This is a genomic window from Thalassospira sp. CH_XMU1420-2, assembly GCF_037029325.1.
Classification (GTDB): domain Bacteria; phylum Pseudomonadota; class Alphaproteobacteria; order Rhodospirillales; family Thalassospiraceae; genus Thalassospira; species Thalassospira povalilytica.
Genome location: NZ_JAYMEG010000006.1, coordinates 133245 through 152029, shown reverse-complemented (window position 1 = coordinate 152029; position 18785 = coordinate 133245). Strand labels below are relative to the sequence as shown.

Genomic DNA, 18785 nt, shown 5'->3' with positions numbered 1-18785 from the left:
CGATCAGGACGGAATTCGCATATGAGAGTTGGGGACAGTATCGCATCTATTCATAAAATGTGCGCAGCGGCATTTCTGTTGGGGATGATTGCCGCCACACCGGCACAGGCAAATGACGGTGATATACCGTCTGTTGTCGAAATCCCGTCAGGCTGGTTCTGGCAAGGATCGGATTCGGTTGAACGCCAGTATGCCTATCAGATTGACGAACAGGTCTATGGTCACGATCTGAGCCGACGCAATCGCTGGTACGATATCGAAGCTGACAAATGGCATGTGCATCTTCTGAGTTATCATATTGCCAAAACGCCGGTGACAAACGATCAGTACGCCGCTTTCATCGAAGATACCGGGCACCCGGCACCGGAAATGACGCGCGATGAATGGAACCGGCAGGGGCTGATCTATAATTTTGACACCATACAGCCGTTCCTGTGGTCAAAGGGCAAACCACCCAGAGGGCGCGGCAACCATCCGGTTGTTCTTGTGTCCTGGCAGGATGCAGAAGCTTATGTGCAGTGGCTTGGCGAAAAGACCGGCAAAAAGTGGGCCTTGCCCAGTGAACTTCATTGGGAAAAGGCGGTACGGGGACCGGAAGGCGCATTTTATCCGTGGGGCAATATTTTTGATCCCGATCGGCTCAATAGCGGTGACCGCGGACCGTTTGATACAATGCCAGTCGGACAGTTCGAGCCCGGTCCGTACGGGTTGTATGACGGTGCCGGTCAGGTGTTTGAATGGACATCAACATCGGCCCAGGCTGGCTATCGGCTGGTCAAGGGCGGGTCATGGGATGATCGGGGATGCGGTGTCTGTCGACCGGCGGCGCGGCATGGGCGTCCGGAACATCTCAAACATATCCTGATCGGGTTCCGGGTGATGTATCTGGACTGATGGACTGTCCGGTCCGTATCCCGTGTGCGATGTTTCCATTGTTAAATCAGGCCGTTTTGATGGAACATTGTTGCAAACCAGCGTGAAATCACTAACTCTTGATCGGTGTTCATTCGCCCGCGGGCATGAATGCCGATAATTCTGCCTTTGCGGAAATTCTGAGCGGATCGCAAAGATGCTGGTGTTTGTATGACCGATATTGAAATTGACTGGACTTCACTGCCGACGGGCCAACTGGAACGGATGTTGGCTGCCGGTCGCGATGTTATGGAATGCCATCGTGTCTTGACGGCAACCGGCGACAACATTGTTGGTGAACTGATCAAAGGGGCGGGGGCCTTTTATGAATGGTCCCATTATCCCGAAGGCGATGTCTATGATCGCCAGTCACATGCGCAATTCTATTATCATGCCCATCCCAAGGAAGAACGTCGTGAATGGGATGAACATGGTCATTTCCATACATTCATGCGTCCGCGCGGCATGCCCGACCATTGCAAGCCAAAACAGATTGACGGGTTTGAATATCCCGAAGGCCCGAATGACGCGTTGTCTCATTTGATCGCTTTTTCGATGGATGAATTCGGCTTTTGTCAGCGGCTGTTTACCACCAATCGCTGGGTCACCGGCGAAGTCTGGTATGATGCTGATGACGTGATCAATATGCTTGACGGGTTTCTGATCGATCATGCCCAGCCGTCCTGGCCGGTGAACCGGTGGGTATCGGGGATGATGGTGCTGTTCCGCCCGCAAATCGAAGAATTGATCCGCAAACGCGACATTGCAGTTGCCAGCTGGCAGGAAGCCCACCCTGATCGCGATGTTTACGAAGACCGCGAACTTGAAGTCACATCAACCGAAAATGTCACTGTTGTTGATCAGATCCGTGCGATCGGTGATGAGTTGGGAAGACGGCGCAAGGCCGCATAATTGCTGCGTTCCAATTTCGGATCGAGAAAACAAAATGGCCGGCTGCATGTATTTGCGCCGGCCATTTTCATATGAAGTCGCGGGATGGTCCTGAACCGGAATTACTTGGTTTTCAGGAATTCGATGATATCGGCGACGTCTTCATCTTTTTTGAGTTTGAACGCCATTTTCGAACGTTCCTTGGAACCGGCGATCTCGCTGAGTTTCGCAGACGGGTCTTTGAGGTAGTCGGTCAGGAATGCTTCGTCGGCGACAAAGCCCTTCTCGCAGGCGGCCAGATAACCGCGCCCGTATTTGTAGCCCTCAACAGTGCCGCATTCGCGTCCGACTGCCCCGGCAAGACTTGGCCCAACCTTGTTCACACCGGCTTCAATGCTGTGGCAGGCAGCGCAGCGTTTGAACAGTTTCTCGCCATTTGCGGCATCCCCGGCCATTGCTGGCGCGGTTGCGAGGATGACCAGAGAACTGGCGACAAAAGACAGTTTGCGCAAATAGGTCATTGTGGATCTCTCTCTTGGTTCTTTTGACGATCGGTACAATCTGTTTTCGGACTACCATTTCGCAGGGTAAACGCAAGGTCAACACGGCAGAACGTCACAGGAAAAAATTGCCATGTCATCCGGTATTGGAAAATCTCACTGAGACTTACCATATCTGATAAGTCAGGGATTTGAGTTTCATCAATTAATCAGGATGAATTTACGGTATTTCCTGATACGTCGGGTTGGCGCATATGGTTTGTTTTTCATAGGCCAAATTGTACGGCAGAACGCGGTTGTGAAGGTTTCAGTTGAACAATGAAAACTGCAGGATGTTTGAAAATCAGCAACTTGTCGTCCGCACGGGGAAAATATGTTTGTCGATTTAGTGCCAAAAGTATAATCTGCTTGTGCGAATTGGCAGCCAGTTGAGAAGCGTGCCAGGAGATATCTATTGCCACGTATCACAAAAGACGATCTGAACAAGCTGGTTCAGGACCCTTCGGGGGATAACCGCGCTGAGACAGCCGATAAGATTAGCCGTGAATTTTCCACGGATACACTCTCGGAGAGTGAACGTGTTCTGGCTGAAGATATCTTTCGACTGATGATCCGCGATGCCGAGATCCGCGTGCGCAAGGCGCTTGCGAAGAACTTGGCCCAGACACCGCTTGTTCCCCATGATGTGGCCGCAACGCTTGCCCGTGATGTGGATGAGGTTGCGCTTCCGGTTCTTGAATTTTCCGAAGTTCTGAACGACGAAGACCTGGTCGATATCATTGGTGACAATGCCGACAGTGTCGAAAAGCAGCGCGCCATTGCGTCACGTGCCTATGTTTCGGAAATTGTATCTGCGACCCTTGTCGATATCGGTCATGAAGACGTGATGGTCGACCTGATGTCAAACCAGGGTGCTGAAATCAGCGAAGTTTCCCTGCAGAAAGTCGTCAATGATTTTGGCGACAATGAACGCATCCAGAAACCGATGATCGAACGCAATCACTTGCCGATTACCATTGCCGAACGGCTGGTGACGCTGGTGTCCGAACGGATGCGTTCGCAACTGATTTCGCGCGGGCACATCCCCGAAGGGATCGTTAACGCGGTCATGACCCAGTCACAGGAAAGCGCGACAATCGGGCTTCTGGGCGATGGTGTCGAAGATCGCGACGTCGAATTGCTTGTCGAACATCTTTATACCAATAATCGTCTGACGAGCGGGTTGATCCTGCGCGCTCTTTGCATGGGTGATGTGTCCTTCTTCGAGGCGGCGCTGGCCAAGCGTGCCGGGGTGTCGCTGATCAATACGCGCATTCTTATTCATGATAGCGGGCCTTTCGGTCTTGAGGCGATCTATAACAAGGCCAAGCTGCCTGAACATTTCTTCCCGGGTGTCCGGGCCGCGATTGAAGTCGCGCGCGAAACCACCTTTGATGGCGGAGAACAGGACAAGGAACGCTATTCGCGCCGGATGATCGAACGGGTTCTGACCCAGTATGGCGATCTTGGTGTCGAATTCGATTCAGATGACGTCGATTATCTGATGGGGCGGATGTTGCAATTGCCAAGTGAACGGGCAATGCATACCTGATTGTTCTGCTGCTGAATTGCCGGAATCTGACAAAACCGCCCGATCCATGATCCGGGCGGTTTTGTTTTGCGCGGTCCCGGTCGGCGGCAGGCAGCAAAAAAAGGCGCTGTGTGATGCACAGCGCCTTTTTGATGTGATCGGATGTTACCGGTTATTCAAGGAACGTGTTTGGCATCCACAATGCCAGTTCCGGGAAATACATAACCAGAAGCAATCCAAGAACCTGAAGCAGAACAAAGGGAATGATGCCTTTGTAGATCTGCTGGATCGAGATCGATTTCGGCGCCACACCTTTAAGATAGAACAGGGCAAACCCGAAGGGTGGCGTCAGGAAGCTTGTTTGCAGGTTGACTGCGACCAGAACCGCGAACCATGTCAGCACCTGCGCATGGGTGGCATCAACACCACCGATATCAAGATGATGACCGAAATCAAGCTGGGCAATAACCGGGGCAAAGATCGGCAGAACGATCAGGGTGATTTCGACCCAGTCAAAGAAGAAGCCAAGAATGAAGACAATCAGCATCAGCAAAAGCAGAATGCCCCACGGTCCAAGTCCAGCGCCTTCGACAAGGTCAATCACCAGGTCATCCCCGCCAAGCGAGCGGAAGACATAGGAAAAGACCGTTGCACCGGCAAACAGGAAGAACAGCATCGCACCGGTCAGGGCGGAGCGTTCGCAGACATCCTTAAGGACCGGCCATTTCAGACGTCCCTTGACCAGGGCGAGGAAAGTCGCACCAACCGCGCCGACACCGGCGGCCTCGGTCGGGGTGGCAAACCCGGCAAAGATCGATCCCAGAACCAGAACAATCAGGAAGACCGGCGGCAGGAAGCTGCGCAGCATCATCTTGACCAGATCCATGCCGTGAACCGCTTCGCCCTCGGGCAGGGGCGGTGCAAGGGACGGATTGATCTGGCAGCGAACAAAGATATACAGCGTATAAAGACTTGCCAGAAGCAGACCCGGAATGATCGCGGCCAGGAACAGGTTGCCGACCGATACCGACAACAGATCGGACATCAGAACCAGCATGATTGATGGCGGGATCAGAATGCCCAGTGTGCCGGATGCGGCAATCGTACCGGTGGCCAGCGACGGGTCATAATTGCGTCGCATCATGACCGGCAGGGCCAGAAGCGTCATCATGACAACCGATGCACCGATAATGCCGGTGGTGGCAGCCATGATGGTGCCCATCAGGGTGACAGACAGTGCAAGCCCGCCCGGAACTTTCCGCAGCAGCATGTTGAGGCATTCCAGAAGGTCTTCTGCAACGCCACTTTTTTCCAGCATCGTGCCCATATAGATGAACATCGGCACCGCAACCATCACCATGTTTTCGGAGATGCCGCCCCAGATGCGTGAAACGATATTGAAAAATTCAATAAACGAGAAAATGTCATAGGCCATGCCAAGGAAGCCAAAGGCAATCCCGATGCCCGAAATGACAAATGCGACCGGAAGTCCCGTGAAAACAAGAATGCCCAAAGAGGCAAACATGAACAGCGGAAACCAGTCTTCGATATAGAAGTTACCCATTTTGGATGTATCCCTGTTCCGCTTAGTCTTCGACTTTGGCGATATCGCCAAGGTCTGCGTGATGAGTACCGACATAATAGCCGGCACGCTTGTGCAGGTCGGTCGGACCAAAGACAAAAACGAAGCATTTCAGGAAGATGGAAATGCCCGCCATGGCAAGAAGGCCAAAGCCGATCGGAATGGTGGACTTGATAATCCAGCGATGGGTCAATCCGGTCGCAGCAGCCGAAACCTCGTGGCTGTCATAGGACCGGGCAACAAAATCAAAACCGAAATAGATAACCAGTGCACAAAACGGCAAGACACACAAAATGCCGCCGATCATTTCAATGATGGCGCGCGTGCGCGGGCGCAGATTGTCACGAATAAGTTCGATGCGAACGTGGGAATCACGAACATAACCATATCCAAAGCACAGCATGAACAGGCCGGTATGCAGGTGCCATTCAAGTTCTTGCAGCTTGATGGAGCCCTGACCGCCGAATTTGCGCTGGATCACGTCATAGATGATGACGAACATCAGTGGAATGGCAAGCAGGGAAGCGAGCTTTCCCGCGCGGGTAACAACATTGTCCATGCTGTCACTGATTTTTAGTAGCGCTTCCATAGAAGTCTCCCGGGTCTTTTTTATTCGCGGTCAAGGCCGGGGGCACCTGGCACCCGGCCTTGCCGAGACTTGTTCTTATTGACTGCATTAGCTGTCAGTCAGACCTGTCGGATTAGTCGAGATAACCGATGTCTTTCCAGATTTTGTAGTTCGCACGGAACTCCTGGAGGCTCTCATAGGCCATTTTGAAGTCAGCATCATCAGCCGAAAGTTCGGCCGCAACTTCTTCCCATGCTCCGCGCATCGCGCCCAGCATTTCAGGGGACCATTTCTTGATGTTGACGCCTTTTTCCTGCAGCTCTTTCAAAGCTGCGAACTGAATGGCTTCACCTTCGGCAAAACCGTAAGCCAAGTTGTCGTTACAAACGGCTTCGATCTGTGCCTGCTGGGTTTTGTCCAGTGCGTCCCACTTTTCCTTGTTCATCATCAGATCAAAGAAGGTCGACTGCTGATGCCAGCCCGGGAAATAGTAATATTTCGCGACCTGATGGAAGCCGAGCTTAAGGTCAATTGCGGGCATCGAGAATTCGGTGGCATCAATGGTGCCAAGTTCAAGGGCCGGGTAAATGTCACCTGCTGACAAAAGCTGGGTGGAAACGCCAAGCTTTTCCATGACCTTTGCGCCAAGGCCGAAGAAGCGCATTTTCAGACCTTTAAGGTCTTCAACCGTGTTGATTTCCTTGGAGAACCAACCGGATGCTTCCGGTGCGATCAGGCCGCAGAACAGCGACTTGATGCCATGTTCGGCATACAGCTTGTCAAAGATTTCCTGACCGCCGCCAAACTTGACCCAGGCCAGATATTCACCAGCCTGCGGACCGAACGGAACCGATCCAAACAGCTGCAGTGCCGGAACTTTACCTGCCCAGTAGCCCGGTGTGGAGAATGCGGCATCAATCGAGCCGGTCGAAACGGCATCGAAAACTTCAAGTGCCGGCACAAGTGCGCCCGGCTCATAGAATTTGATTTTGATGTTGCCACCGGAAACTTCGTCGATCTTGTCGTCGACGCGCTTACCGAGCGTACCAAGCTGGGTCAGGCTGCCCGGATAGGTCGAGCCCATTTTCCAGCGAACACGCTCCTGAGCATTTGCATCAGACGGCGCCACAGAAAATGCAGCTGCAGCAAGAACAGCGGCACAGGTTGCCGACTTGAGCAATTTAGAAAAAGTCATTCGTCTTCCTCCCTAAGAAGTCCGAAATTGGTAATACCACGTGAGGTCGACTACCGCCTTTTGCTTTTATTATTGGGCGGTTTTCTCCCCGATCTTTATGTTGCAGGGCGAAGCATAAGCGTATTTCGCAAGTATGGGCAAGTTTGTTTAGCCCGTTGCGCAAGAAAATATCTTTCCGTTCGGGCAAAAAAGAACTTGCATTACTATTCAAAAGTAGGAATTGCGCACTGAAATGCCGATTTCATCCGGCTTTTGGTGATGGTGCGGTTAGAATCCTTATAAACTACATAGTTTTTGCCATTCCGCCGAATTTAATAGGGCGGAGTCGGCTTTTTGCCAGATGGAATCGGGGGGGCGATTTTGGCCGAGCAGGGAATAACTTGTCGCGGGGCGGGCACAGCTACCGGAATGGATAGTGGGCATGGGGTGCCCGCGTCATGAAACCGTTCGGGCCATTGCATCTGTCAAACCGTCAAAGGGGGATGGCTGACATCATCGACCAGACCGGATGGGAAGGGACCGATCATCATGAAGTTTCGAGGATGAAAACACCGGAAATAAAAACGGGCGATCTTTCAATGAAAGACCGCCCGACTGATGGTCGGAGCGAGAGGATTCGAACCTCCGACCCCTGCCTCCCGAAGACAGTGCTCTACCAGGCTGAGCTACGCTCCGTCAGTGGGCGGAGGTTTAGCCCGTCTTTCGGCGCGGATCAAGCATAATCCGGCTGTTTCGGGTGAAAAAATTCGTCGAAATCTGATGTTTCAGCACCCGGTTGCCCGAAAGCGATAAAGATCACCTCTGGGCTGGGGCGAACCGGGGGGGGGAGTTGCCGATCGCGGCGGGTAAAACGCAAAAGGCCCCGAAACGCCGAAACGTTTCAGGGCCTTTGAATGATGGTCGGAGCGAGAGGATTCGAACCTCCGACCCCTGCCTCCCGAAGACAGTGCTCTACCAGGCTGAGCTACGCTCCGTCATTCTGCGAAGCCGGGTGATACTGGTTTATGAAGCATGACGCAAGATATTTTTACGACAAACTTCAACGACCCCGGCATGCGTTTGGGGTATGGCCGTTAATAAGGGCGGGAAATACAGAACTCTACCGCTTCGATCATCGCATCCTTGATCGCGCCATCTTCAAAACGGGCAAGTGTATCAATCGCCATCTGGCCGTATTCGCGGGCCCGGTCCATGGACGCATCAAGGGCATCATATTTGCGAATAAGGGTCTGCGCCCGGTCAAGGTCGCCGTCTTTGAAATCCTGATCTTCCATGCAGCGGCGCCAGAATGCTTTTTCTTCATCATCGCCCTTGGCATAGGAAATAATGACCGGCAGCGTCACCTTGCCATCGCGGAAATCATCGCCGACGGTTTTGCCAAGTGTTGCCTGATGGGCCGAATAATCCAGAACATCGTCAATCAGCTGGAATGCCGTGCCAAGATAAATGCCATAAAGGCGCAGGGCTTCTTCGTCTTCGGCGGAGCGGTTGGCAATCACCGCGCCAATTTGTGATGCTGCGCCAAACAGGGCCGCGGTTTTGGCGGTGATAACTTCAAGATAGGCTTCCTCGGTCGTGCCCATGTCGTTTGCCGTCGACAACTGAAGGACTTCGCCCTCGGCAATGACAGCCGATGCCTGTGCCAGAATATCAAGAACGCGCAGCGATCCGGTTTTGACCATGACCACAAAGGCGCGCGCAAACAGGAAATCCCCGACCAGAACGCTTGCTTCGTTGCCAAACAGGGCATTTGCCGATGCCTGACCCCGGCGCAGCTGGCTTTCATCGACCACATCATCATGCAAAAGCGTTGCGGTGTGGATGAATTCGACACAGGCGGCAAGATCAACCGCATGCGGGCCGTCGCCATATCCGCACAACCGGGCTGCGGCCAGTGTCAGCATCGGACGCATGCGCTTGCCGCCGGCTGCAACCAGATGGGTTGCCAATTGCGGAATCAGGGCGACTTCGCTGTGCATGTTGTCGATGATCACCTGATTGACACGCTTCATATCGGCGTCGACAAGGTTGATCAGTGAATCAAGGCTCGGCTGAGTCTTAGGCTGCGGTGCGGTATTGGTCACGCTGTATTCCGACTATCTCAATGGCATCTTCGCTGCCTGCTTTGGGCGAAGATCGCAAATAACACCAGGCGGCCTCAACATAGATAGGCCAAGGCACCATGGTCAAGTGGACAAATCGTATCGGGTGATCTGGATTTCTCCCGATAAATTGCGGTTTTGCCGACAGAATTTTGAAATCTCTGTCTGCAAGCCCCTACATTATATTACATATAGTCTGTTCCTGTCGTTCCGATCCAAAGGTGCAGGACGCAGGCAACACCAAAGTTTCAGGGGAAATGCCAGATGATTGAACTCTTTCGCAGCAATGATCCGATCGAACTGAGCTGGGCGCAATCGGTCTTGGCGGACGAAGGAATCACAAGTCATATCTTTGACTATCATGCCAGCATCATCGAAGGATCGATTGGTGCACTTCCCCGCCGGTTGATGGTGGATGGCGAAGCCGAAAGCCGGGCGAAATACATTCTCGATATTGCCAGACGCGATCTGGATGCGCATAACGCTGCGACCAATTCATCCTCCGACGCCCTGGCATCGGAATAACACAGCAGGCAGGACCTTGATCTGATGGCAAGCGCAGTGGCAGCAATAGACGTCCCTGATTTTCCGGAAGCACGCATCAGTCATGATTATCTGCTGGGTGGGGCGGTGACGTTGAAACAGCCGGTGGACGGCTATCGCGCGGCAGTCGATGCGGTGTTGCTGGCCGCTTCTGTTTCGATCAATTCCAGGCGGGATGAAAAAATTCTGGATGTCGGGGCGGCTGTGGGGTCCGCCGGGCTTTGTGTTGCCAAGCGGCTTGAGGATGCAAAGGTTACCGGGGTCGAACTTCAGGATGACTTGTACGCACTGTTTTGCCGCAACGTCGTGGAAAATGAACTGGCGGGCCGGGTCAACCCGGTTCACGGTGATATCAATGATGCCAGCTTGCCGCTTGTCGCGGAAAGCTTCGATCAGGTGATTTCAAATCCGCCCTATTATGCCGGGGGCACGCGACCGGCCAATGAAAGCCGCGCGACCGCCCATCAGGAAGGCAGTGCCGATCTGAAAGACTGGATCGGTTTTTGCCTTAAGATGGTTCGGCAAAAGGGCCGCATTACCCTTGTGCATCGTGCGGATCATCTGGACCGTATCATCGGGCTTTTGCATGGTCGTGCCGGTGACATGACAGTTTACCCGATCTGGTCCAAGGCCGATTCAGATGCACCTTTACGGGTCATTGTATCGGCCAGAAAGGGTGTGGCATCCCCGCTTTGCATGCGGCGCGGGATTGTTCTGCATGATGCGGCGGGGGCATATTTGCCCGAAACTGACATACTTTTGCGCAATCCGTTGCCATTGCCCGGTTTCTAAATCGCACAGAGTTCCCTATAAGTGCGACATGGCTGTGGCCTGTGTCACGGAAATTTGGGTGCTTTGGGACCGGATATGCTGAGCTTTTCGAAAATAATCTTCACTGCCTTGGTCATTGTTGTCGTCTGGCAAGGTTTCAAACTGTTTAACCGTGCCAAACAGGTCCCGACCAAGGATCAGCCCAAACAAACCCGCGCCCAGAAAAACCAACAGTCCGCGCCCGCCGCGCAGGAAATGGAAAAATGCCCTGATTGTGGTGTTTACCATGCCGAGGGTTCAGCCCATCGCTGCGATGCCTGAGGCTGATATTCTTGCCCGTATATAAAAGCATTCCGGGCTACGACTTTGGGTGAAATTGCGCGAATTTTGCTTGGAAATCCGGATCGGATCGTTGATCTATGTTGCTGCAATGCGGCATAAGAAGGCCAGCCCGGATGCAAGGGTTGCAAATTCAGCGTGTCTCAGGGCTTTTGCGTTCTTGACCGCGAGGGGGCAGGGCGGTAGCTTGCCGCTCTAATTTATAGGCAACAGTAATAGAGAGTTCGCGCCATGGCGCTCGACGGGTCGCAACGTCCCCCTTCATTCCAGGAAATCATTCTTCGACTGCAAAGCTATTGGGCTGATCAGGGATGTGTCATCCTTCAGCCATATGACTTGGAAGTCGGTGCCGGTACCTTCCATACCGCGACAACCCTGCGCGCGCTTGGTCCGGAAAGCTGGAATGTGGCTTATGTGCAGCCATGTCGTCGCCCGACCGATGGTCGTTATGGCGAGAACCCCAACCGTTTGCAGCATTACTACCAGTTCCAGGTTCTGCTGAAACCGTCGCCCAGCAATTCGCAGGATCTGTATCTTGGCTCGCTGAAACATCTGGGCATTGACCCGATGGCCCATGACATCCGCTTTGTCGAGGATGACTGGGAAAGCCCGACCCTTGGTGCATGGGGCCTTGGCTGGGAAGTTTGGCTTGACGGCATGGAAGTTACCCAGTTTACCTATTTCCAGCAGGTCGGCGGTTATGAATGTAACCCGGTTCCGGTTGAGCTGACCTATGGTCTGGAACGTCTGGCGATGTATATCCAGGGCGTCGAAAACGTCTATGACCTTGATTATAACGGTCAGGGCGTGACCTATGGCGAAGTATTCCTTCAGAACGAAGTTGAACAATCGACCTATAACTTTGAAGTCGCGAACACCGATATGTTGTTCCAGCACTTCAAGGATGCACAGGCCGAGTGTGCGGTGAATATCGAACGCGGTCTGGCGCTTCCGGCCTATGAACAGGCGATGAAAGCAAGCCATCTCTTTAACCTTCTTGATGCGCGCGGCGTAATTTCGGTTACCGAACGTGCGGCCTATATCGGTCGTGTTCGTGACATGTCGAAATCCTGCTGCGAGGCGTGGCTGCGGTCGCGCGGCCATCTGAAAGAGGAGGCATAAGTTATGGCCGAGTTGCTGCTTGAACTGTTTTCCGAAGAAATCCCGGCCCGTATGCAGGCCCGTGCAAGCGAAGACCTGTCGAAACTGGTGACGGATGGCCTGAAGGCCGCCGACCTTGCATTTGATAATGTCGAGGCACTTGTGACCCCGCGTCGTCTGGCGCTGATCATTGACGGTTTGCCGGAAAAGCAGCCTGACCTGCGCGAAGAACGCCGCGGTCCGCGTGCCGATGCCCCGGAAAAGGCCATCAGCGGGTTCCTTGCCGGCAATGGTGTGACCCTTGAACAGTGCGAAAAGCGCGAAACGCCCAAGGGTGTCTTCCTGTTTGCAATTGTCGAGCAGAAAGGCCGCCCGGCATCCGAGGTGATCAAGGACATCATCGAAGATGCGATGAACAAACTGCCATGGCCGAAATCCATGCGCTGGGCTGATCAGAAAGTCCGCTGGGTTCGTCAGCTTGACCGCATCCTGTGCCTGTTTGACGGCAAGGTGATCCCGGTAACCTATGGTCCGGTAACCGCTGGTGACAGCACACGTGGTCATCGCTTCCTGGCGCCGGCGGAATTCAGCGTTGCCAATGCTGCGGAATATAAGGAAAAACTGCGCGCTGCCAAGGTCATGATTGACCGCGAAGAGCGCAAGCAGGTTATCCTTGAAGGTGCCAAAAAACTGGCCGCTGCCGAAGGATATGAGCTTCTTGAAGATAATGGTCTTCTTGAAGAGGTTTGTGGTCTGGTTGAATGGCCGGTTCCGGTCATGGGCAAGGTCGACGACCAGTTCATGGACATCCCGCGCGAGGTTCTGGAAACCTCGATGCGTGAACATCAGAAATATTTCGTTGTTGAAGACAAGGACGGCAAACTTGCTGCGCGCTTCATCACGATTTCCAACATGGTGACTGCCGACAACAACGCCAAAATCATCGCCGGTAACGAGCGTGTTCTGCGTGCGCGTCTGCATGATGCCAAATTCTTCTGGGATCAGGATCGGAAAGTGACGCTGCAATCGCGTCTGCCGAAACTTGATAACATCGTCTTCCACGCCAAACTTGGATCACTTGCCGAACGCGTATTGCGTTTGCGGGGCCTTGCGCGTGAACTGTCTGCCGACATTCCGAATTGCGATGTCAAACTGGCAGACCGTGCGGCAGAAATCGGCAAGGCCGATCTGGTGTCGCAGATGGTGTTCGAATTCACCGAACTTCAGGGACTGATGGGTAAATACTACGCCGAAAATGACGGCGAAGCCCCGGAAGTCGCCAATGCCATTGCCGAACATTATGCACCTGCCGGCCCGTCGGATAGCTGTCCGACCGCCCCGGTTTCGGTTGCGGTGGCACTGGCAGAGAAGCTCGATACCCTTGCCGGGTTCTTTACCATCGATGAAAAGCCAACCGGTTCAAAAGACCCGTTTGCGCTTCGTCGTGCGGCACTGGGTGTCATCCGTCTGGTTCTGGAAAACGGCTTGCGTTTGCCGCTGCGTCGCGCATTTGCATTCGCCGTCTCCCAGTATCCGGCAGCCATTCGTCGTGACGAGGCGGTCGAAGACCTTCTGGCCTTCTTTGCAGACCGCCTGAAAGTCCATCTGCGTGAACAGGGTGTGCGCCATGATCTGGTCTCAGCCGTGTTTGCACTGGATGGCGAGGACGATCTTGTCCGCCTGCTGGCCCGTGTTGAAGCGCTTTCCGATTTTGTCTCTGGTGAAAGCGGCGTCAACCTTATGGCCGGCTACAAGCGCGCGTCCAACATCCTGCGCATCGAAGAGAAAAAGGACAATACGTCCTATGATGCGGACGTTTCCGCATCTCTTCTGCGCGAGGAAGAAGAACGCAAGCTGTATGAGGCGCTCATTGATGTCCGGCATAAGGCCCTGCCACTTCTGCGTGACGAGGATTATGCCGCGGCTATGGCCGAATTTGCGCGGTTGCGTGAACCGGTCGATGCATTCTTCGAAAAGGTCACGGTAAATAGTGACAATGCAGACGAGCGCGCCAACCGTCTTAAGCTGTTGGCGCAAATTCGCACTGCGTTGCATGACATTGCCGACTTCTCGAAGATCGAATCGTAAATAGGTCAAGGTTGCGGGGCTTTCCCCATCCGGGGAGGCCCAAAAGGGGCCTTGACCAGATGAGGAAAAGGCAAGATGACCAAATGGGTGTACGGTTTCGGTGGCGGTAGCGCCGAAGGCCGTTCGGATATGCGTGAACTTCTGGGCGGCAAGGGCGCGAACCTTGCCGAGATGAGCAATCTCGGACTTCCTGTTCCGCCCGGCTTTACCATTACAACCGAAGTTTGCACGGCGTTTTATGACAATGACCGTGCCTACCCGGATGGTCTTGATGCCGAAGTGGAAAATGCGCTGGCCGCTGTTGAAAAGCTGGTCGGGCGCAAATTTGGCGATGCCAAGGACCCGCTTCTTGTTTCCGTGCGTTCCGGTGCCCGTGCCTCAATGCCGGGCATGATGGACACGGTTCTTAACCTTGGTCTGAATGACGAAACCGTTGAAGGCCTTGCAACCGTTTCCGGCGACCGTCGTTTCGCTTATGACAGCTACCGCCGTTTCATTCAAATGTATGGTGACGTCGTTCTCGGCGTTGACCACTACCATTTCGAAGAAATCCTTGAAATTCACAAGGAAGACAAGGGCTATTCCCTTGATACCGAAATGGGTGCCGATGACTGGGCCGAAGTCGTTGGACAATTCAAAAAGAAAGTCCAAAGCGAACTCGACGCGCCATTCCCGCAAGACCCGCGCGAACAGCTTTGGGGCGCGATTGGTGCCGTATTTGGCAGCTGGATGAATGCACGCGCCAACACCTATCGCCGTTTGCACAACATCCCGGCAAGCTGGGGGACCGCGGTCAACGTTCAGGCCATGGTCTTTGGCAATATGGGCGATGACTGCGCGACCGGTGTTTGCTTCTCGCGCAACCCGTCGACCGGCGAAAACCGGTTCTATGGTGAATATCTGATCAATGCGCAGGGCGAAGATGTGGTTGCGGGCATCCGTACCCCGGCACCGCTGACCAAGATCGAACGCGAAGAGTCCGGTTCTGATCTGACATCGATGGAAGAAGCCCTGCCGGGTGTGTTTGCTGAACTTTGTGATATCCGTGACAAGCTTGAATCCCATTACCGCGATATGCAGGACATGGAATTCACTGTTGAATCGGGCAAGCTTTACATGCTTCAGACCCGTGCGGGTAAGCGCACCGCCAAGGCTGCCCTTCGTATCGCGGTTGAAATGTGCCGCGATGGCGTGATTTCCAAGGAAGACGCATTGCGCCGTGTCGATCCGGCACAGCTTGATCAGCTGCTTCATCCGACCCTTGATCCGGATGCGGAACGCAAGGTTGTCGGCATGGGACTTCCGGCATCGCCGGGGGCCGCATCCGGTCAGATCGTGTTTTCTGCCGAGGCAGCCGAAGAATGGGTTTCGAACAAAGGCCGCAAAGTCATTCTGGTGCGTATTGAAACCAGCCCCGAAGATATCGCGGGCATGCATGCCGCCGAAGGCATCCTGACATCGCGCGGTGGCATGACCAGTCACGCCGCCGTTGTGGCCCGCGGAATGGGAACGCCGTGCGTTTGTGGTGCTGGCGCGATCAAGATTGATTATGCCAACAAAACCATGATTTCCGGTGGTGTGACTCTTAAGGAAGGGGATGTCATTACCCTTGATGGCAGCACCGGTGAAGTCATGCTGGGCGAGGTCGCAACTCTGAAACCCGACCTTTCGGGCGATTTCTCCCAGTTGATGGAATGGGCAGACGCCGTGCGCCGCCTGAAAGTCCGTACCAATGCCGAAACCCCCGATGATGCGGAAACCGCACGCGGGTTCGGGGCTGAGGGCATTGGTCTTTGCCGTACCGAACATATGTTCTTTGACCCGGCACGTATCATTTCCATGCGTGAGATGATCCTAGCTGAAACAGAACAGGGTCGCCGTGCCGCGCTTGACAAGCTTCTGCCCTATCAGCGGCAGGACTTCATTGATCTGTTCCGGATCATGAAGGGGCTTCCGGTGACGATCCGTCTGCTCGATCCGCCACTTCATGAATTCCTGCCACATGGCGATGCCGAAATTGCCGAGGTGGCAAATGCCGCCGGTGTGTCCGAGGCCATCGTCAAGCGTCGCTTGCTTGATCTTGCCGAAGCCAACCCGATGCTGGGGCATCGTGGTTGCCGTCTTGGCATCAGTTATCCGGAAATCTATGAAATGCAGGCGCGCGCTATCTTTGAAGCTGCGATCGAAGTTTCCAAGGATGGCGGTGATCCGGTGATCCCGGAAATCATGATCCCGCTGATCGTTGGCAAAAAGGAATTGGAAATCCTCAAAGCTGCCATCATCAGGGTTGCGGCCGATGTCGAAACCGAAAAGTCGGCAAAGCTGAACTTCCTTGTGGGCACCATGATTGAACTGCCGCGCGCAGCCCTGCGTGCCGGTGAAATCGCCGAAGAAGCCGAATTCTTCAGCTTTGGCACCAACGATTTGACCCAGACGACCTTTGGTCTGTCACGTGATGACGCATCGCGTTTCCTTGATACCTATATTGCCAAGGATATCTTTGCTGGCGACCCGTTCGTATCCCTTGATCAGGAAGGTGTTGGCGAACTGGTCGGGCTTGCAGCAGAACGTGGTCGTGCGACCCGGGGTGACATCAAGCTTGGTATCTGCGGGGAGCATGGCGGTGATCCGTCATCCATCGCGTTCTGCGAGGCACAGGGGCTTGATTACGTATCCTGTTCGCCATACCGCGTGCCGATTGCACGCCTGGCAGCAGCACAGGCGGCCCTTGGTCGCAAATAGGCGCGATCGGGACTGACTTCACACGGCGGCGGGGAAACTTGCCGCCGTTATTTATGACCCGTTTCTGAATCCGGGTCGTTGCGGTGGGCGATGTGTTTCATGATCAACATCCCGCCAACCGACAGCCCGAGAAGCAGCAGCACAATACCGCCGATCTTGAACATTTTTTCGTACAGGGCCGCGCGGTGGAATTCTTCTTCCTGCAAATAGGTCATGCGTTCGATGACCTCGTTCATGTGGGCGCGGTACCGGGTTTCGGGTTTAAGCGTGCTTTCATAGCGCACGGCACGCAGCAACATGTTCAGGCGCTCAACCGCATCGAAATAGTTTTCCTCTGTCATCCGCGCCTGTGCCAGGGTTGGCTTCAGTGGCGGCTGTTCATACGGGCCGAGAAAGTGACCGGGATAATTTTTCAGATCCGGCCATTCATGATCAATGCAGTCGCGAACCGTGGTCACGATTGCACCACACGGCACGATCTTTTGCGGATAGAACCGCAACAGAACGCCTTGGGCCATCTGTTTGATTTCATTGCCTTTACGGTTATAGATCTGAGTGATGGTGGCAAGTTCCGCGGTGGTTTCGTCGATTGACATATCCGGAACCGGCTTGTCGCTGATGCCCGGCGGCGTTTGCTGTGCCAATGCAATGTTTGGCGATGTCGCCATGACGCAAAGCGCAGAAAACAATGCGATCAAAAACGGGGCTGCGTGACGCAGTTTCATTCCGGTTACCTGTTTTGTTCCGGCCTTAACATAGGGGTTATTACCCCTTTCGAACAGGTTTGAAAACAAAACGGGCCCCGAATTCGGGGCCCGGTTGCAAAATTTTGCGATCACGTGATGGGTGGATTATGCCGCAGTTTCGGGCAGTTTGACCCAGCCCGGAACATGAACCGTGATTTTTGCATCGCCGGCAACAAGGTCGGCATCATCGCTAACCCGTTCCAGACGGATCAGGGCAAGACCGCCATTTCCGTGCACAGACCGAATGGTTCCAGCTTCCTTGTCACCGTTCATGATGATGGTTCCGGCTTCCGGTGCCGGGCCCTCAACCGAGATCGGCAGCAGGCGCTTGCGCACAAGGCCGCGATATTTGGTGCGCGCTGTCAGTTCCTGGCCCATATAGCAGCCTTTTTTGAAATCAACCCCACCCAGCTCCTCAAAGCCGTTTTCAAGCAGGATGGATTTTTCGATCTCAAGTTCTTCGCTGCCATTGGGCAGGCCAAGTGAAACGCGAAGCTGATGATAGGATTCTTCATCGCTTTCCGATGCGCCGATTGCTGCCATTTCAGCCAGCTCATTCTTGGGCAGCAAGATGCGGGCCCCCATTGCGCTCAGGCGCGGGTCAACAGCCTTGATGCCATTGGCAATGCGTCCGGTCGTACCCGGTGTCGTGTCGGTAAACAGGTTCGCAAGGGCATCTTTGCCGAAAATGGCGATAACGTCGTAACTGTCGGTGACATCGGTCAGTTCGACCTTTGCGCGCAGTTTGTACATGCGCAGTTTCTTGAACAGTTCGGCGGCGCGTTCGCCATTTTCACCGCGTTCGCATTCCAGAAGAAGGCTTTCCTCATCCTGTTGATAGACAAAGAAATCAAACAGGAATTTCCCCTGCGGTGTCAGCAGCGCGCCATATCCCGATTTGGTGGCAGAAACGGTTTCGACATTGTTTGACACCAGCCCTTGCAGAAAGCTGACGCGGTCCGGTCCGCTCACGCGGATGACGGCGCGGTCACTCAGAACGGCGTAAAAAGACTCACTCATAATCGTATTGGCTCCGATCTGTCGGATTTGTTTGGGCGAAATGTGGGGCAATCAGCTAAATTTCGCAAGGGTAGACTGCGGGGATAAAGCCCGCACGATCTGCAAGAAAACCCTT

The 18785-nt window shown here is 54.1% G+C and carries 16 protein-coding genes and 2 tRNA genes; 9 read left to right on the top strand and 9 right to left on the bottom strand.

The window, feature by feature from the left end:
* Window positions 1-21 precede the first annotated feature (21 nt).
* Window positions 22-894: a formylglycine-generating enzyme family protein gene (locus WA429_RS17670; protein ID WP_287466237.1), complete on the top strand. Its 873-nt coding sequence runs from the start codon at window positions 22-24 to the stop codon at window positions 892-894.
* Window positions 895-1083: 189 nt separating this feature from the next.
* Window positions 1084-1824: a DUF6969 family protein gene (locus tag WA429_RS17665; RefSeq protein WP_206927011.1), complete on the top strand. Its 741-nt coding sequence runs from the start codon at window positions 1084-1086 to the stop codon at window positions 1822-1824.
* A 101-nt stretch (window positions 1825-1925) separates the two neighbouring features.
* On the opposite strand, the gene WA429_RS17660 is transcribed toward WA429_RS17665, so the two are convergent.
* The gene (locus WA429_RS17660; protein ID WP_082817864.1) at window positions 1926-2324 is read right to left on the bottom strand and encodes a c-type cytochrome; all 399 of its coding nucleotides are present in this window, start codon (window positions 2322-2324) and stop codon (window positions 1926-1928) included.
* 433 nt (window positions 2325-2757) lie between these two features.
* Here WA429_RS17660 and WA429_RS17655 point away from each other — a divergent pair, with 433 nt between their 5' ends.
* Window positions 2758-3894, top strand: a complete 1137-nt coding sequence (locus WA429_RS17655; RefSeq protein ID WP_068519570.1) for a DUF2336 domain-containing protein — start codon at window positions 2758-2760, stop codon at window positions 3892-3894.
* A gap of 151 nt (window positions 3895-4045) precedes the next feature.
* On the opposite strand, the gene WA429_RS17650 is transcribed toward WA429_RS17655, so the two are convergent.
* From WA429_RS17650 to WA429_RS17625, 6 genes are all read right to left on the bottom strand, one after another.
* Window positions 4046-5437 (bottom strand): TRAP transporter large permease, encoded by a 1392-nt coding sequence (locus tag WA429_RS17650; protein WP_068519571.1) that lies wholly within the window; start codon window positions 5435-5437, stop codon window positions 4046-4048.
* Between the two features lie 22 nt (window positions 5438-5459).
* Window positions 5460-6044 carry a TRAP transporter small permease subunit gene (locus WA429_RS17645; RefSeq protein WP_068519572.1) on the bottom strand — a complete coding sequence of 195 codons (585 nt, stop codon included), beginning with the start codon at window positions 6042-6044 and terminating at the stop codon, window positions 5460-5462.
* A gap of 112 nt (window positions 6045-6156) precedes the next feature.
* Window positions 6157-7218, bottom strand: coding sequence for a TRAP transporter substrate-binding protein (locus WA429_RS17640; protein WP_068519573.1), 1062 nt, complete (start codon window positions 7216-7218; stop codon window positions 6157-6159).
* A 598-nt stretch (window positions 7219-7816) separates the two neighbouring features.
* A tRNA-Pro gene (locus tag WA429_RS17635) sits at window positions 7817-7893 on the bottom strand.
* 222 nt (window positions 7894-8115) lie between these two features.
* Window positions 8116-8192, bottom strand: a tRNA-Pro gene (locus WA429_RS17630).
* Between the two features lie 99 nt (window positions 8193-8291).
* Entirely contained in the window at window positions 8292-9302 is a 1011-nt protein-coding gene (locus WA429_RS17625; protein ID WP_114113829.1) for a polyprenyl synthetase family protein, read from the bottom strand.
* Between the two features lie 282 nt (window positions 9303-9584).
* On the opposite strand from WA429_RS17625, the gene WA429_RS17620 reads away from it, so the two are divergent.
* From WA429_RS17620 to ppdK, 6 genes are all read left to right on the top strand, one after another.
* Window positions 9585-9845, top strand: coding sequence for a putative signal transducing protein (locus tag WA429_RS17620; protein ID WP_068519575.1), 261 nt, complete (start codon window positions 9585-9587; stop codon window positions 9843-9845).
* A gap of 24 nt (window positions 9846-9869) precedes the next feature.
* Window positions 9870-10655 (top strand): tRNA1(Val) (adenine(37)-N6)-methyltransferase, encoded by a 786-nt coding sequence (locus WA429_RS17615; protein ID WP_068519576.1) that lies wholly within the window; start codon window positions 9870-9872, stop codon window positions 10653-10655.
* 75 nt (window positions 10656-10730) lie between these two features.
* On the top strand, window positions 10731-10955 hold the full coding sequence (locus WA429_RS17610) for a hypothetical protein (RefSeq protein ID WP_101245752.1): 225 nt from the start codon (window positions 10731-10733) through the stop codon (window positions 10953-10955).
* A gap of 249 nt (window positions 10956-11204) precedes the next feature.
* A complete protein-coding gene (locus tag WA429_RS17605; protein WP_287466238.1) occupies window positions 11205-12095 on the top strand; it encodes a glycine--tRNA ligase subunit alpha in 891 nt (296 codons plus the stop codon).
* A 3-nt stretch (window positions 12096-12098) separates the two neighbouring features.
* Complete coding sequence (gene glyS / locus WA429_RS17600; protein WP_287466239.1) at window positions 12099-14162, top strand: glycine--tRNA ligase subunit beta; 2064 nt, start codon at window positions 12099-12101, stop codon at window positions 14160-14162.
* 75 nt (window positions 14163-14237) lie between these two features.
* Window positions 14238-16904, top strand: a complete 2667-nt coding sequence (gene ppdK / locus WA429_RS17595; protein ID WP_286885227.1) for a pyruvate, phosphate dikinase — start codon at window positions 14238-14240, stop codon at window positions 16902-16904.
* 47 nt (window positions 16905-16951) lie between these two features.
* On the opposite strand, the gene WA429_RS17590 is transcribed toward ppdK, so the two are convergent.
* Both WA429_RS17590 and ygfZ read right to left on the bottom strand, forming a co-directional pair.
* Window positions 16952-17629, bottom strand: coding sequence for a hypothetical protein (locus WA429_RS17590; protein WP_287466240.1), 678 nt, complete (start codon window positions 17627-17629; stop codon window positions 16952-16954).
* Window positions 17630-17755: 126 nt separating this feature from the next.
* The gene (gene ygfZ, locus WA429_RS17585; RefSeq protein WP_287466241.1) at window positions 17756-18670 is read right to left on the bottom strand and encodes a CAF17-like 4Fe-4S cluster assembly/insertion protein YgfZ; all 915 of its coding nucleotides are present in this window, start codon (window positions 18668-18670) and stop codon (window positions 17756-17758) included.
* Window positions 18671-18785 lie beyond the last annotated feature (115 nt).

What these genes read in the sequence shown, in the direction of transcription:
- WA429_RS17610 (WP_101245752.1), top strand. Translation starts at nt 10,731, where the DNA reads ATGCTGAGCTTTTCGAAAATAATCTTCACTGCCTTGGTCATTGTTGTC.
- ygfZ (WP_287466241.1), bottom strand. Translation starts at nt 18,670, where the DNA reads ATGAGTGAGTCTTTTTACGCCGTTCTGAGTGACCGCGCCGTCATCCGC.
- glyS (WP_287466239.1), top strand. Translation starts at nt 12,099, where the DNA reads ATGGCCGAGTTGCTGCTTGAACTGTTTTCCGAAGAAATCCCGGCCCGT.
- WA429_RS17640 (WP_068519573.1), bottom strand. Translation starts at nt 7,218, where the DNA reads ATGACTTTTTCTAAATTGCTCAAGTCGGCAACCTGTGCCGCTGTTCTT.
- WA429_RS17605 (WP_287466238.1), top strand. Translation starts at nt 11,205, where the DNA reads ATGGCGCTCGACGGGTCGCAACGTCCCCCTTCATTCCAGGAAATCATT.
- WA429_RS17665 (WP_206927011.1), top strand. Translation starts at nt 1,084, where the DNA reads ATGACCGATATTGAAATTGACTGGACTTCACTGCCGACGGGCCAACTG.
- ppdK (WP_286885227.1), top strand. Translation starts at nt 14,238, where the DNA reads ATGACCAAATGGGTGTACGGTTTCGGTGGCGGTAGCGCCGAAGGCCGT.
- WA429_RS17590 (WP_287466240.1), bottom strand. Translation starts at nt 17,629, where the DNA reads ATGAAACTGCGTCACGCAGCCCCGTTTTTGATCGCATTGTTTTCTGCG.
- WA429_RS17650 (WP_068519571.1), bottom strand. Translation starts at nt 5,437, where the DNA reads ATGGGTAACTTCTATATCGAAGACTGGTTTCCGCTGTTCATGTTTGCC.
- WA429_RS17660 (WP_082817864.1), bottom strand. Translation starts at nt 2,324, where the DNA reads ATGACCTATTTGCGCAAACTGTCTTTTGTCGCCAGTTCTCTGGTCATC.
- WA429_RS17645 (WP_068519572.1), bottom strand. Translation starts at nt 6,044, where the DNA reads ATGGAAGCGCTACTAAAAATCAGTGACAGCATGGACAATGTTGTTACC.
- WA429_RS17670 (WP_287466237.1), top strand. Translation starts at nt 22, where the DNA reads ATGAGAGTTGGGGACAGTATCGCATCTATTCATAAAATGTGCGCAGCG.
- WA429_RS17615 (WP_068519576.1), top strand. Translation starts at nt 9,870, where the DNA reads ATGGCAAGCGCAGTGGCAGCAATAGACGTCCCTGATTTTCCGGAAGCA.
- WA429_RS17620 (WP_068519575.1), top strand. Translation starts at nt 9,585, where the DNA reads ATGATTGAACTCTTTCGCAGCAATGATCCGATCGAACTGAGCTGGGCG.